The 12800-nt window shown below is 72.1% G+C and carries 16 protein-coding genes; 11 read left to right on the top strand and 5 right to left on the bottom strand.

Features of this window, described 5'->3' with window-relative positions:
- Positions 1 to 91 precede the first annotated feature (91 nt).
- Together ACH4XV_RS48210 and ACH4XV_RS48215 are read right to left on the bottom strand one after the other, a co-directional pair.
- Positions 92 to 337, bottom strand: a complete 246-nt coding sequence (locus tag ACH4XV_RS48210) for a hypothetical protein (protein ID WP_380032870.1) — start codon at positions 335 to 337, stop codon at positions 92 to 94.
- 63 nt (positions 338 to 400) lie between these two features.
- Positions 401 to 1201 carry a restriction endonuclease gene (locus ACH4XV_RS48215; RefSeq protein ID WP_395800955.1) on the bottom strand — a complete coding sequence of 267 codons (801 nt, stop codon included), beginning with the start codon at positions 1199 to 1201 and terminating at the stop codon, positions 401 to 403.
- Positions 1202 to 1411: 210 nt separating this feature from the next.
- On the opposite strand from ACH4XV_RS48215, the gene ACH4XV_RS48220 reads away from it, so the two are divergent.
- Positions 1412 to 2200, top strand: coding sequence for an aminotransferase class IV (locus tag ACH4XV_RS48220; RefSeq protein ID WP_395800957.1), 789 nt, complete (start codon positions 1412 to 1414; stop codon positions 2198 to 2200).
- A gap of 19 nt (positions 2201 to 2219) precedes the next feature.
- Here ACH4XV_RS48220 and ACH4XV_RS48225 read toward each other — a convergent pair whose 3' ends face one another.
- Entirely contained in the window at positions 2220 to 2573 is a 354-nt protein-coding gene (locus ACH4XV_RS48225; protein ID WP_395800959.1) for a hypothetical protein, read from the bottom strand.
- Here ACH4XV_RS48225 and ACH4XV_RS48230 point away from each other — a divergent pair.
- The 4 genes from ACH4XV_RS48230 to ACH4XV_RS48245 all read left to right on the top strand — a co-directional run bounded on the left by ACH4XV_RS48230 (position 2563) and on the right by ACH4XV_RS48245 (position 4295).
- Positions 2563 to 2814 carry a hypothetical protein gene (locus ACH4XV_RS48230; protein ID WP_395800961.1) on the top strand — a complete coding sequence of 84 codons (252 nt, stop codon included), beginning with the start codon at positions 2563 to 2565 and terminating at the stop codon, positions 2812 to 2814. The genes ACH4XV_RS48225 and ACH4XV_RS48230 overlap by 11 nt on opposite strands.
- 202 nt (positions 2815 to 3016) lie before the next feature.
- Positions 3017 to 3481: an SRPBCC domain-containing protein gene (locus tag ACH4XV_RS48235; RefSeq protein ID WP_395800963.1), complete on the top strand. Its 465-nt coding sequence runs from the start codon at positions 3017 to 3019 to the stop codon at positions 3479 to 3481.
- A complete protein-coding gene (locus tag ACH4XV_RS48240; protein WP_395800965.1) occupies positions 3478 to 3837 on the top strand; it encodes an ArsR/SmtB family transcription factor in 360 nt (119 codons plus the stop codon). Before ACH4XV_RS48235 ends, ACH4XV_RS48240 begins: the two co-directional genes overlap by 4 nt.
- 14 nt (positions 3838 to 3851) lie before the next feature.
- The gene (locus ACH4XV_RS48245) at positions 3852 to 4295 is read left to right on the top strand and encodes an SRPBCC domain-containing protein (protein ID WP_395800967.1); all 444 of its coding nucleotides are present in this window, start codon (positions 3852 to 3854) and stop codon (positions 4293 to 4295) included.
- A 106-nt stretch (positions 4296 to 4401) separates the two neighbouring features.
- Here ACH4XV_RS48245 and ACH4XV_RS48250 read toward each other — a convergent pair whose 3' ends face one another.
- The gene (locus ACH4XV_RS48250; protein WP_395800969.1) at positions 4402 to 5061 is read right to left on the bottom strand and encodes an NAD(P)H-binding protein; all 660 of its coding nucleotides are present in this window, start codon (positions 5059 to 5061) and stop codon (positions 4402 to 4404) included.
- Between the two features lie 172 nt (positions 5062 to 5233).
- Positions 5234 to 5881, bottom strand: a complete 648-nt coding sequence (locus tag ACH4XV_RS48255) for a TetR/AcrR family transcriptional regulator (protein WP_395800971.1) — start codon at positions 5879 to 5881, stop codon at positions 5234 to 5236.
- 142 nt (positions 5882 to 6023) lie between these two features.
- Between ACH4XV_RS48255 and ACH4XV_RS48260 the strand changes: the two genes are divergently transcribed.
- The 6 genes from ACH4XV_RS48260 to ACH4XV_RS48285 all read left to right on the top strand — a co-directional run bounded on the left by ACH4XV_RS48260 (position 6024) and on the right by ACH4XV_RS48285 (position 12585).
- Positions 6024 to 6953 carry an NADP-dependent oxidoreductase gene (locus ACH4XV_RS48260; protein ID WP_395800973.1) on the top strand — a complete coding sequence of 310 codons (930 nt, stop codon included), beginning with the start codon at positions 6024 to 6026 and terminating at the stop codon, positions 6951 to 6953.
- The gene (locus ACH4XV_RS48265) at positions 6950 to 8227 is read left to right on the top strand and encodes an MFS transporter (protein WP_395800975.1); all 1278 of its coding nucleotides are present in this window, start codon (positions 6950 to 6952) and stop codon (positions 8225 to 8227) included. The genes ACH4XV_RS48260 and ACH4XV_RS48265 overlap by 4 nt, the downstream gene beginning before the upstream one ends.
- 201 nt (positions 8228 to 8428) lie before the next feature.
- A complete protein-coding gene (locus ACH4XV_RS48270; RefSeq protein ID WP_380002243.1) occupies positions 8429 to 8626 on the top strand; it encodes a hypothetical protein in 198 nt (65 codons plus the stop codon).
- A gap of 40 nt (positions 8627 to 8666) precedes the next feature.
- Complete coding sequence (locus tag ACH4XV_RS48275; protein ID WP_395800978.1) at positions 8667 to 9530, top strand: phosphotransferase; 864 nt, start codon at positions 8667 to 8669, stop codon at positions 9528 to 9530.
- Positions 9531 to 9758: 228 nt separating this feature from the next.
- Entirely contained in the window at positions 9759 to 11855 is a 2097-nt protein-coding gene (locus ACH4XV_RS48280) for a PQQ-binding-like beta-propeller repeat protein (protein ID WP_395800980.1), read from the top strand.
- 451 nt (positions 11856 to 12306) lie between these two features.
- Positions 12307 to 12585: a hypothetical protein gene (locus tag ACH4XV_RS48285; RefSeq protein ID WP_395800982.1), complete on the top strand. Its 279-nt coding sequence runs from the start codon at positions 12307 to 12309 to the stop codon at positions 12583 to 12585.
- Positions 12586 to 12800 lie beyond the last annotated feature (215 nt).

Below are 12800 nucleotides of genomic sequence, written 5' to 3' on the forward strand. Positions count from 1 at the left end.
GACAGCTACCTCGCCGGACTCCACCTACGCGGCGCCATCCTCTGGCTCCGCAGCCTCCCCACACGACCGTGATCCGAACTCAGAACAGGCCCTAGGCGTCGGCGATCCGGGCGCTCCAGCCGTCCTCCAGCTCGGCGCCGTCCACGGTGATGGCCTCGACCGTCCTGCCGGCCGGATCGATGTCGGCCTGCACGCCGTCGCCCGCGTAGCGCGGATGGCCGGTGGCGCCCTCCTCGCCGGTGGGCCGGACCGTCGCGGACCGCACGGCCGGCCCGCGTGCCGCCGGCGGCATGTCCTGCGTGTTGTACGGATAGATCAGCACCTCGAAGGTCTCCATTTCGCGCGTGTACCCCGGAACGGCCCGACCCACGAGCGCGGTGGTCGACGAATCCGGGACGGGTCAGTCGGGTAGGGGCGCGGCCCCGTCCAGCCGGGCCTCGGGGTATGGGAGCGTCGCCGCGACGGGTGCCGTCGGCGGGTTCGCCGTCGCGCCGAGCAGGGTCGGAAGGTCGGTGCCGGCCATCCAGCGGCCGAGGGACCTGCGGTCGACGGTCACGATGTCCTGGGCTCGGGCGAGTCGGCGAGCGGGTGCGGTGAAGCGGGAGTTCGTGACGAGCATCGCGACGTCGGCGGCGTGCACGGGGCGGGCGGTACCGACGAAGCGCTGCATGTCGGGACTGCCCACGGCGCGGGTGCGGCCGAGCCGCTTGCATTGCACGACGAGACTGCGACCGTCGGGCAACCGGGCGACGACGTCGGCCCCCAGGTCGCCGGCGCCACCGCTGACCACCACGTCGCGGCACCCGTCACGGCGGCACAAGTCCGCGACGTGCTCCTCGAATCGGGGGCCCGTCATGGCGTCGACGGTGGCGAACGAGACCGCGCGTGCCCGAGGATTCACCCGCCTGCGCGGTGCCCACCGCCGTGCCTCGGCGCGCGTCGCGGCCCGGAACAGGCCGCATACGTACAACGCGCCCGTCGCCACCACGCCGACGCCCGCCATCGCCGCGAGCAGATCCCACTGCCGCCGCACACCGCAATACGCCGCGACGACACACACGATCGGGGCGAGCCACCAGAACGCCCGGTCGTAGGCGACGAATCCACCGGTTGGCGCCGCCGCCGTCCCGATGTGGGACCCCGGCAGTCCTGCGCCCGACGCGGATTCGGGATCGTCGATCGTGGGACGTATCGCGCTCAAAGTCCGCTCCTTGCTTCCCGCTCCCCGCCGACTCCCCGCCGACTCCCTGCCGAAACCGCCGACCGTGCCGGCCAACTCGCCGACATGCCACCGAAGTTCGCACGTTTCTGCGGCTGCCCGCGATCATCGACGCCAACCCTCGCGTTTTCGAAGACACGCCCGCACCGGGCCGCCCCGAATCGGCCGGGTGGGGTGGCTATTGTCGGGGGCATGCGTGATCTGGTGGGGGTGCGGGTCGAGGTCGACGGGCGGGCCACGACGGTGGAGCGGCTGCATGCCGTTGCCGTGGGGGGCTATGGGCACTTCACCGCGATGCAGGTGCGTGGTGGGCGGGTGCGAGGGCTGGCGGATCATCTTCGGCGGCTCGACGCGGCCAATCGGGAGTTGTTCGGCAGCGCCCTAGACGGGGAACTGGTTCGGCGGCATATCCGGCATGCGCTGGCCGACGATGTCCTCGACGCGTCGGTGCGAGTGCATGTGTTCGCGGCCGACGAGGGCGGGGCGTTCACGGTGCTGGTCTCCGTGCGGCCACCGGGGGACATGTCGGGCGCCCCGCAGGCGCTGCGGTCCGTTCCGTACCTGCGGACCGCGCCGCACATCAAGCGGGTCGGGGACTTCGGGCAGGCCCACCATCGGCGACTGGTCGCCGGTGAGGGCTTCGACGAGGCGCTCCTGACCGGTCCGGACGGGGTCGTCGCGGAGGGCGCGATCACCAACATCGTCTTCCACGACGGCACTTCGCTGATCTGGCCGGACGCGCCGGTCCTCGAGGGCATCACCATGCAGTTGCTCGAACGGGCGCTCTCCGCAGGGCCGTTGCCCTCGCGACGCGGCCCGATCCGGTTGTCCGAGGTGGGTTCGTTCCGGGCCGCGTTCGTGACGAACTCGCGCGGCATCGCGCCGGTCCGGCTGATCGACGACGTGTCGATCCCCGTCGACACCGCGCTGGCGGCGACGCTCGGCGAACTGTACGCGTCGGTCGCGTGGGACCGGATCTGACGGCCCGTCGGCGGGCGGGCTATTCCCAGACCGTGGCTTCGAATGCGACCGCGCTGCGCGTTGGCACACTGGTGATGCGCAGGTAGGCGGTGTGGCCTTCGTCGGTCTGCAAGCACACGCGCATGCCCTGGGACAGTTCGCCACTCGTGTATGTGCCGCGCTTGGCGATCGCCTGGGCGCAGTCGTCCCGGGTCGGTTCGGGGCCGTCGGGCGGGGCGATGGCCACGACGTCGGCCGACTTGATCGGGCCGAGTGCCAGGTCCGGAAGGTTGAACCCGACGAATGCGTCGGAACCCTTGGATCCGGGTTGGGCGAATGGTGACGAGGTGTCCAGGTCGACGTAGTGGGCGTCCGGTTTGAGGGTGATCTTCACCGGTCCGGCGAGCGTCTTCGCGGGTGCCTTCGGCGCGGACGAGGTCGCCGGGTCGGTCCCGGGCTTGGCCCCGGGCGACCCGTTCCCGCCGCTCGACGCGGGGGTGCTGATCGGGGCGCTGTTGTTCGTCGACTGTGACTTGTTGTCGTCGGAATCCGACTTCGTGGCCACCTGGATCGTCACGATGATCCCGACGACGGGGATCACGATCCCGACCACCCACCAGGCCCACTTCGGTTGATCGCTCACAATACCCCCGTATATACGTCGTCCGAGCGCGGCGAGCCTACCACCGGCTTTCGGCCGGGAGCCGGCTCGAACGCGCGGGGTGCGAAACGCCCGACGCGACACGCGGCTCGCTTCCTTGTGCAACCAATAGTTGCATGTTTATGAGAGTGTCGACTAAGGTGATGTGCAACCAAACGTTGCAGAAGGTGGCACACATGGAATTCGGAACGATCGAGCGGGAGATCCACATCGACGCCTCACCCGAGGTCGTCTTCGACGTGGTGAGCAGCCCCGAACACCTGCGTGAGTGGTGGCCGGACGAGGCGGAGTTCCCGGCCGTACCCGGGGGAGAGGGGCGAATCGGCTTCGGCGACTGCGCGCACGGCGGCGGCACCTGGATGGGGTTCACGGTCGTCGAAGCCGTGCCGCCGCGACTCTTCTCCTTCCGGTGGACCCACCAGGAGGGGGAGACGGCCGCCTCGGACAACTCGAACCTGGTCGTCTTCGCCCTCGAACCCGCCGGGACGGGCACGCTCCTGCGGATGTCCGAGAGCGGCTTCCGCGAGCGCGGCTGGGACGAGGCGAAGGTCGCCGCCGTGTACGCCGAACACACCACCGGCTGGGACCACTACCTGCCTCGGCTGCCGACGTATGCCGCGAAAGTCGGAGCGGGCGCATGAGCGTGGTCGTGGACGACGACCTCTGGTCGGCGGTCGGCGACCCGATCCGGCGCCGCATGCTCGACCTGCTGCTGAACGACGGCAGCGGGACGGCGACCAGCCTGAGCGAGCACCTTCCGGTGACCCGCCAGGCGGTGGCCAAGCACCTCGTCGTGCTCGATCGAGTCGGTCTGGTACACGCCACCACCGCCGGCCGCGAGCGGCTGTTTCGCGTCGATCAGGCCCAACTCGCCCGCGCCGTCGCCCAACTCGCCGATGTCGGCGCCACCTGGGACGCCCGCCTGCGGCGCATCAAGCGCATCGCCGAGACGATCCAGCGCGCCAGGGAATCGACCGACGAGACCGGAAAGCAGTAGAGGGGAACGGCGACATGGCAGACATCCTTCACCGCATCGGCGTCGAGCACGCCTCGCCGGAGCGGGTATACGAAGCACTCACCACCGTGGCCGGCCTGGCCGGCTGGTGGACGGAGAAGACATCGGGGGAGACCGACCTCGGCGGCGTGCTCGAATTCCGTTTCGGGCCGGGCGGGTTCGATATGAAGGTCGTCGAACTCGACCCGGGACGCGTCGTGCGCTGGGAGGTCGTCGACGGGCCGGAGGAGTGGGTCGGCACCCGTGTGGAGTGGAACCTCCGCCAGGAAGGCGACTTCACCATCGTGCTGTTCAGGCACGAGGGCTGGCGTGAGCCGGTCGAGTTCATGCACCACTGCAGCACGAAATGGGCCGTCTTCCTGATGAGCCTCAAGCAACTCCTGGAGACCGGCGAGGGTGCCCCCGAGCCCCGCGACGTGCGGATCGGCGACTGGCACTGACGGCCGGCGCCGACGGGGCCGCGTGCGCGGAGGATGACGACGGCGCCGACCGGCCGGTCGGCGCCGTCCCCCGCCCCGGTGTCGTTCGCGGCGCCGGCCCGACGGGTCAGCCGGCGACCGTCGTGACCGCCTCGTCCACCGGCACGCTCCCGCCGATCAGTTCCAGCGTCAGGCCGGCCGTTCCGGGGGCGTCGAGCAGGGCGGCGAGCACGGCCGCCACGTCGTCGCGGGTGACGGGCCCGCGCCCCGTGGAAGCGGCCAGCTCCACCGTGCCGGTGCCCGGTTCGTCGGTCAGGCGCCCCGGTCGCAGGATGGTCCAGTCGAGCCCGGCCCGTGACCGGACATCTGCGTCCGCCGCGCCCTTGGCGCGCAGGTAGGCGGCGAAGACCGGGTCGGTGCCCTCCGGGGGTTCCCCGTCCGTGCCCATCGCGGACACGACGACGAAGCGCCGTACGCCGGCCGCCTCGGCCGCGTCCGCGAACAGGGCGCAGGCCGCGCGATCGACCGTGTCCTTGCGGGTCGCGCCGCTGCCCGGCCCCGCGCCGGCGGCGAATACGGCCGCGTCCGCGCCCTCCAGATGCCCGGCGACCTCCGCGACCGTCGCCGACTCCAGGTCGCACACGACGGGTTCGGCGCCCGCCGCCAACACGTCGCCCGCCTGCTCCGGCCGGCGAATGATCCCCGCGACCTCGTCTCCACGCCCATGCAGCAGCCGCGCGAGCCGCAGCGCGATTCGACCGTGACCACCCGCGATGACAATGCGCATGCGCACGACCATACGCCCCGACCGCGATCAGCACGCGACCCCACGCGCTACCGCTCGGCGACCCTTGGTGCGAGCGGCGATACCCACCCAAAGGCCGCGCCGAACGAGGGCTCCGACCACGCCGGCCGACGCGCACGAGTCCCATGCGCTGGACGGCGCCGGCCCGCGGGGCTCAGTCCTTGCGCCACAGTTCGTCGTAGCGCTTTGCCGAGGGCGGCCGGCCGGGGAGCGGGTGGTCGGTGTTGTCCGGGCGGGCGCGCAGGCCGTCGAGGACCAGGGCGACCAGGCGCTCCCGGGCATTGGCGTCCGCCGTCGTCGGCACGGGCGGGCGTCGGGAGAACTGCTCGATCACCCCGAAGATGTCGACGGTGGTGGCGTCGGCGCGCAGGACACCCGCGGCGTGGGCGCGGGCCACGACCTCTTCGGCCAACCGGTCCGAGACGCGGCCCGCCTCGGCCATCTCCGCCGTGAAGCGGACCGTCCCGGCGATCGGCGCGAGGGAGCCCGGCCCGAAGTCGACACATTCACGTATATAACCGGCCAAACCCTCCCAGGGGTCCTCGGCGGCGAGCGCGGTCCGCGCGGCCTCCGAATACTGCTCGGCCGCCGACACCGTGAGCTTCTGGAGCAGTTCCTCCTTGGTGCCGTACCGCCGGTACAGCGTGGCGATGCCCACGCCCGCGCGCTCGGCGACCGCGGACACCGGCGCGTCGGCGCCCTGGCTCGTGAAAACCTCGCGCGCCGCGGCGAGCACTCGCCGGTCGTTGCGCGCCGCCTCGGCTTGGCGGCCGCGTCTGCGCGGCTGTTCGCTCGTGGTCATGGTCACCAGGATATCCGTTGCGGAGTGGATCACTCCGTTATAGTTTAACGGAGCATTTCACTCCGTTATTTTTCGCGGCGTCGCCGGTCCACGCCATGCGCGTGGTTCGACCCGCCGCTTCGGTCGCCGAGGAGGCGGAGCCATGAAGGCCGCAATCGTCAGGGAGTTCGGCGGACCCGAGGTCCTGCACATCGCCGAGATCCCCACCCCGCACGCGGGTCCGGGCCGGGTGCGCGTTCGGGTGCGCGCGGCCGGTGTCATGCCCTTCGACACAGCTCTGCGCGCCGGGCGGTTCCCGCCTGCGATGACGCCCCGCTTCCCGGCCGAACCTCTCGTGCCCGGCAACGAGTTCGCGGGCGTGGTCGACGAGGTCGGCGAGGGGGTCACGGGGCTATCGCCCGGAACGGAGGTACTCGGTTACGCGACCACGGGGGCGTACGCCGAGTTCATCGTCGTCCCCGCCGACCAGGTCACCCGCAAGCCGCCGGCCATGCCCTGGGAGATCGCCGCAGGGCTGTCCGGCAACGGGCAGGGCGCGCACATGGCCCTGCGGCAACTCGCGGTCGGCCCGGGGGACATCGTGCTGATCAACGGCGCCGCGGGCGGTCTCGGCACCATCGCCGTACAGCTCGCCAAGGCATGGGGAGCCGCGACCGTCATCGGCACGGCGAGCGAGCGCAACCACGACTACCTGCGCTCGCTGGGCGCGGTCCCCGTGACCTACGGCCCGGGCCTGGTCGAGCGGGTACGGGCGATCGCCCCGGACGGCGTCGACGCCGCACTCGACGCGGCGGGACCCGAAGCGCTCCGCGACTCCGTCGAACTCACCGGGGACCGCGACCGCGTGCTCACCATGATCTCCGACGAGGCCGCTCGCGAACTCGGCCTGCGCGAGTGGAGCGGCGTACGCAGCGGCGAACTGCTGGGGGAACTGGCCGAGTTGTGGAGCCGGGGCGGTTTCGCCGTGCACCTTCGCGAGACGTACGCGCTGGCCGACGCGGCACGGGCACATCGCGCCGTCGAGACCGGCCACGGCCGCGGCAAGGTCGTGCTCGTGGTCGACCCGTCATGACGGCGGTGCGCGATGCGACGCCGGTGGACGGTGTGCGGAGTCGGGACCTTTTCGACGACCGGCGGTTCCGGCTCCTCTTCCTGGCACGCACGATCTCCGTACTGGCCGCCGCCTTCGGCCCCGTCGCGCTGGCCTTCGGTGTCCTGGACCTGCCGGGCGCCAGTGCCACCACGCTGACGATCGTGCTCACCGCGCAGACGGTGCCGCAGATCGCCCTCATGCTGTTCGGCGGGGTCGTCGCCGACCGGATCTCCCGCACCCGGCTGATGCTGACGGCGGAACTGGCCTCCGCCGCGGCGTTCTTCGGCCTCGCCACGATGTTCGTCACCGGACACGCGCCAGTGTGGGGGATCGCGTTCCTCGCCGCCGCCACCGGCATCGCACTCGCCCTCTACTACCCGGCGCTCACCGGCGTGGTACCGGAGATCGTCCGGGACGAGCACCTCCAGACCGCCAACGGCGTGCTGCGCCTCGGCGTCAACAGCGCGCGCCTGCTGGGCATGGCGGCGGCGGGCGGCGCGGTGGCACTGGTCGGCGCCGGATGGGCGCTGGCGGTCAACGGTGTCGGGCTCATGGTGTCCGCGGCGCTGCTCGCGGCCCTGCGCCCGACTTCCGGGACGGATCGGGGCCGGACCTCCATGGTGAGCGATCTCCGGGAAGGCTGGCGGGAGTTCGCGTCCCGCCGCTGGTTGTGGGTGATCGTGCTCCAGTTCTCCTTCGTGATCGCCGCGATGCAGGCGGCCTTCGGCGTCCTGGGTCCCGTGGTCGCGAAGGCCGATCTCGGCGGAGCACCGGCCTGGTCGACGATCCTGGCCGGACAGGGACTCGGCACGCTGGCAGGCGTGTTCGTGGCCATCCGCCTCCGTCCCCGACGGCCCCTGCTGGTGGCCACGTCGATGGTCTTCGCGGCGGCCCTGCCGATCGCCCTGCTGGGCATCGGCGCCCCGGTGTACGTCGTCTCCCTCGGCGCGTTCGTCACCGGGGCGGCCTTCGACGTCTTCGGTGTGATGTGGGAGACCACGATGCAGCGGGAGATACCGCGCGAGGCACTGTCGCGCGTGGCGGCGTACGACGGGCTCGGCTCCTTCATGTTCGGCCCGCTCGGCCTCGTCGCCGCCGCCCCCCTCGCGGACGCCGTCGGCGCGCACCACGCGCTGCTGCTGTGCGCGGCGCTGATCGTGCTGGTGACGGTGGGGGCGCTGGCCGTCCCCGAGGTGCGAAACCTCCGCGGCGCGACCCGGGTGGTCAAGGATCGGGTCGTTGCGTCGGGGTGACCAGGACCTGGGGACCGGCCCGGACGACACGACCCGGCCACGAGACGCGGTCCGGATCACGATCGGCGGAAGAATCCTCGATTTCCGGTTCCGTAGCGTGAAGACCTGTTACAGAATGCAAGGCGTCGCCCGTTCGCCCGCCCGGCGACGTGGGGAAGACGAAGAAGCCGGAACCCGATACCGGAAGGAACGCAACCCCCGATGACACCGCTGATCCTCGGCCGCCGCGCCGCACCCCCGGCCCGTGCGGCGGGTCCGCTGCCCGAGCACCACTACGACGACGCCGTCTGCGCGAACGTCGTGCCCGACGGCCGACTCCTGATCCACGTGGTCGACGCGCGCACGATCGCCGCCTACACCCAGACCCAGGAACCCCTCGGGTGGAAGAAGGACGACTGACCCGCCCCGGGTCACCGGCCGCGAGAACGAGGACGTCACCGTGGACCCGCTGTTGGCCGCCGCCGTCGAGGCCCTGGGCGTCACCGAACCCCCCGCGCCACTGAGCCCCCACCACACACACGCCTGGCGCACCGCCGACTGGAAGATCCGCACCGCCGACGACCCGACCGCCGCGGCGGCGCTGCTCCACGAGGCGCGGGCCGTACGCCTGCTGTCGGAGGCGGAACTGACCGCCCACACAGGCGCGTACGCCCGAGTCGGCGCCGGTGCGTGGACCGCCCTCGCCTGGAGCCCCGGTACCACGTTGTGGGAGTGGTGCGCCGCCCACCGCGACGATCCGGCGCACGCCGCCCCCCGGCTGCGCCGGATCGCGGACCGCGCGTTCGCCCTTCTGCGCCGCTGGCACGCGGCCGGCTGGCGCCACGGAGACCTGCACCCGGGCAACGTGCTGATCGGCGGCCCCGACGACGACGTCGAGTTCATCGACTTCGAGCTGACCCATCACCGCGAACTACTGCCGCTGCCGGGTCCCTACCGGGGCGGTGGCGACCAGGCCACCGCCCCCGAGATCGCCCGCCTGCTGCTGACCACCGCGGCGGACGTCGATCTCGAACTCACCGACGCCGCCGAGATCTACAGCCTCGGCGCCACGCTGCGCTGGGCGTGGACCGGCACCGGCCCCGCGACCCCGCGCTTCGTCGGGCCGCGCGTCACGCCCACCGACGTCCTGGAGGACATCGTCGGCGGCCGGCGCCGGGTGCCGCTGACCGAGGCGCGACCGTGGGCCGACTGCCGGCTCGAAGCGCTCATCGAGGACACCATGGCCCTCGACCCGTGCACCCGCTCGCGCACCGCGTCGCACCGGATCGCGGAACCCGGCGGGGCCGGCCGGTCGGGGCGGTGAAGGCCGTGTGCCGAATCGCCCGGCCCTCGTCCGCCATGTCGAGGTAAATCGGGGCTGCCGATCCCACCCGGCCCGCTAGGTACTTGCGCCTTTCCGTCAAGCCCTCTTACGGTCGCGTCGGCGGCTGCCCAGGTGATCGGGTGCGGCCGGTTCGCGGCGACGGGGGAGGCGGGGCCGGGTGGTGGTGCGGGTTCTGGACGAGCGTTACGAGCTGGTGCGGTTCGTGGGATGGGGGAGGTGTGGGAGGGGCAGGACCGCAGAATCGGCCGGCGGGTGGCCGTCAAGCTGCTCCCGCACGGCAGCGGCGACGCCTCCGCGACGGCGCTGTTCCTGCGTGAGGTCCGCACAGCGGGAGCGCTCGACCACCCGGGCGTGGTGACCGTGTTCGACGTGGGGCACGACACGGCGGACGATTCGCTGTTCATGGTGATGGAGTTCGTCCAGGGCCGGGACCTGGCCGCGGTGTTGCGCGAGGACGGTGTACCGACGGTCGCCGACACGGTCGACTGGACGGGACAGACCGCGGCGGCACTGGGCCGCGCGCATGCGGCGGGGATCGTGCATCGCGACCTGAAGCCGGCGAACCTCATGCGCACGGAGGAGGGGCGGATCAAGGTCCTGGACTTCGGGATCGCCCGGTTCATGGAGTCAACGAACCACTCCAGCAACGTCATGGGCACCCTCGCCTACATGCCTCCCGAGCGGTTCGACGAACACCCCGGCGACGCCCGCTCCGACCTGTACTCCCTCGGCTGCGTGCTGTACGAACTGCCGACCGGCAACGTGCCGTTCGACGCCACGGGTCCGGTCGGCATGATGAACGCGCACCTGCTCACGACCCCCGTCCGCCCCGGCAAACAGCGCCCCGGGATCCCACCCGCGCTCGATCGGCTCGTGCTGGATCTGCTCGCCAAGAATCCCGCCGAGCGGCCGGCCTCCGCCGAGGAGGTCGGGGAGCGCCTGCGGACCGCCCTCGCTCCTGTGCAGGTGCCTGCGATGCCGGCGGCGCCGCCGGTGCCGGGACCGTGGCATGCGCACGGTGGTGGGAGCGCGGCGCCCGTCGCACCCGGCCCGGCGGCGCGGACGCCGATCCGGGACGGCGTGGCCGACGAGCCCACCCGCGCCGCGCCCGTCGCCGACCCGGGCCGGCCCGCGGTGGGACAGGGGATGCCCGATGCCGTCGGGCTCGCGTCGCGTGCGCCGGCCGTCGGGCGCCGTCGGTTCCTCTGGCTGGCCGCGGGCGCGGTGGTGACCGCCGGCGGCATCACCACCGCCGTCCTGCTCGACGGCGACGGCGACGACACCTCGAAGCCGCCCGCCTCCACCTCCACCGGCGGCGGTACGCCCGGGGCCGCTCATACCTGGCGCCTCACCACCGGCGGCTGGGTCCACTCGTCGCCCGCCGTCGCCGACGGGGTGGTGTACGTCGGGAGCTGGGACAACCGGCTGTACGCCCTGGAGGCGGCCACCGGGGCGAAGAAGTGGGTCTTCCCCACGATCGGCGGGATCACCTCGTCGCCCGCGGTGGCGGGCGGGGTGGTGTACGTCGGCAGCTCGGACGACAGCGTCTACGCCGTGGACGCAGCGACCGGCCTGAAGAAATGGCGGTTCCCCACCGGCGGCAAGGTCGCCTCGTCGCCCGTGGTGGCCGACGGGTTCGTGTACGTCGGCAGCGAGGACCAGCACGTCTACGCCCTGGACGCGGTCACCGGGAAGATGAAGTGGTCGTACCCCATGGGCCACGTCTACACCTGGCCCGCGGTGGCCGACGGCGTGGTGTACGTCGGCAGCAACGACCAGAACCTGTATGCCATCGACGCCGCCACCGGCGCCAAGAAATGGGCCTTCCCGGCCGCCGGCGGCGTCAACGCGCCGCCCACGGTGGCCGGTGGAGTGGTGTACGTCGGCAGTGAGGACGCGAACGTATACGCCATCGACGCGGCGACCGGTGCCAAGAAGTGGTCGTACCTCACCGGCGGCAAGGTGGACTCGTCCCCCGCGGTGGCCGGCGGGGTGGTCTACGTCGGCAGCGACGACAAGAACGTGCACGCCATCGACGCGGCGACCGGCACGAAGAAGTGGTCCTACGCCACCGACGACAAGATCGACTCGTCTCCCGAGGTGGTCGGCGGGGTGGTCTACGTCGGCAGCCGGGACAAGAAGGTATACGCCCTGGATGCGGCCACCGCGAGCCGGAAATGGGCGTATTCGACCGGCGGCGAGGTCAGGTCCTCGCCAGCGGTGGTCGGCGGAGTGGTGTACATCGGCAGCGGCGACGCAAACGTGTACGCCATCGACGCCGCCACCGGAGCGGGCCCGGCCTGACCCCACGAGCGCGCCTGTCGGGACGGGCGCAGTGTTCGAACGCCGGGCCGAATCGCGAGTGCGACTCGGGCCCGTCGAGGTCGGTGGTGAAGTCGGCGTCGGGTGGCCGGGTTTCGTACGACTGAGTGATTGTCGTTGCGGGTACACGCCGTCGACCGGCCGCGGGGGCGAGTCCGGTCCGGTACGGGCGAGGTCCGGCCGATTTTCCATCTACAGGGAGACAGTCGTGACGTTCGCATCCGACCCCCAATCGCCGACCCCGACACCGGCCCGCCACGAACCCGCCGCGCCCACGGCGCACTTCGAGACATGGGCGCCGCCGCCCGCCCTGCCGCCGCGAAACACCTCGCGGACCAACCGGACGAGGCGTGATCCGACTTCGCGACAGCCCGTCCCGACGCCCGGGCACCCCATGCAGGACACCCGGGGGTCGGCGGTGGGGGCACCCGGTGTGGCGGTCGAGGATGCGTTTCCCGAACCCGTGCAGGGGCCGCCGGCGGACGCTGCGGAGCGGCTGTTGCGGCTGGTGGCGACCCATCGGTCGGTTCCCGATGTCGCCCGGATAGTGGCGATCCTGCGGGACTACTCGGAAGCCGCCGCCGACGACGCGTTGCGCGAAGCGGCGATGACGCGGCCGGTGCGCGATTTGGTACTGCTGGCCGATCTGCTGAGGGACCCCGACCGCACCGTGCAGACCCAGCGCCCCGGCACGGATCCCGAACGTCGCTGACCCGTCGGTGGACTGCCGGCCGCAGACCGCGACGGGGCGTCGTTGCGGCCGGCCGGCGGAGTGAACGCGGATGCCCGCCACGACCGGACTCGAACCGGCCGTGGCGGGCATCGGGGCGTCGGGGGGGTGCCTCTATGTCTTTCGTCAACCGAGATCGGGTCATGCTGCGGCCGATTCGGCGGGTCGGGATTCGTAGAAGGTTTCGTCTCTGAGCA

This window comes from Embleya sp. NPDC020630, assembly GCF_044334985.1.
Taxonomy (GTDB): domain Bacteria; phylum Actinomycetota; class Actinomycetes; order Streptomycetales; family Streptomycetaceae; genus Embleya.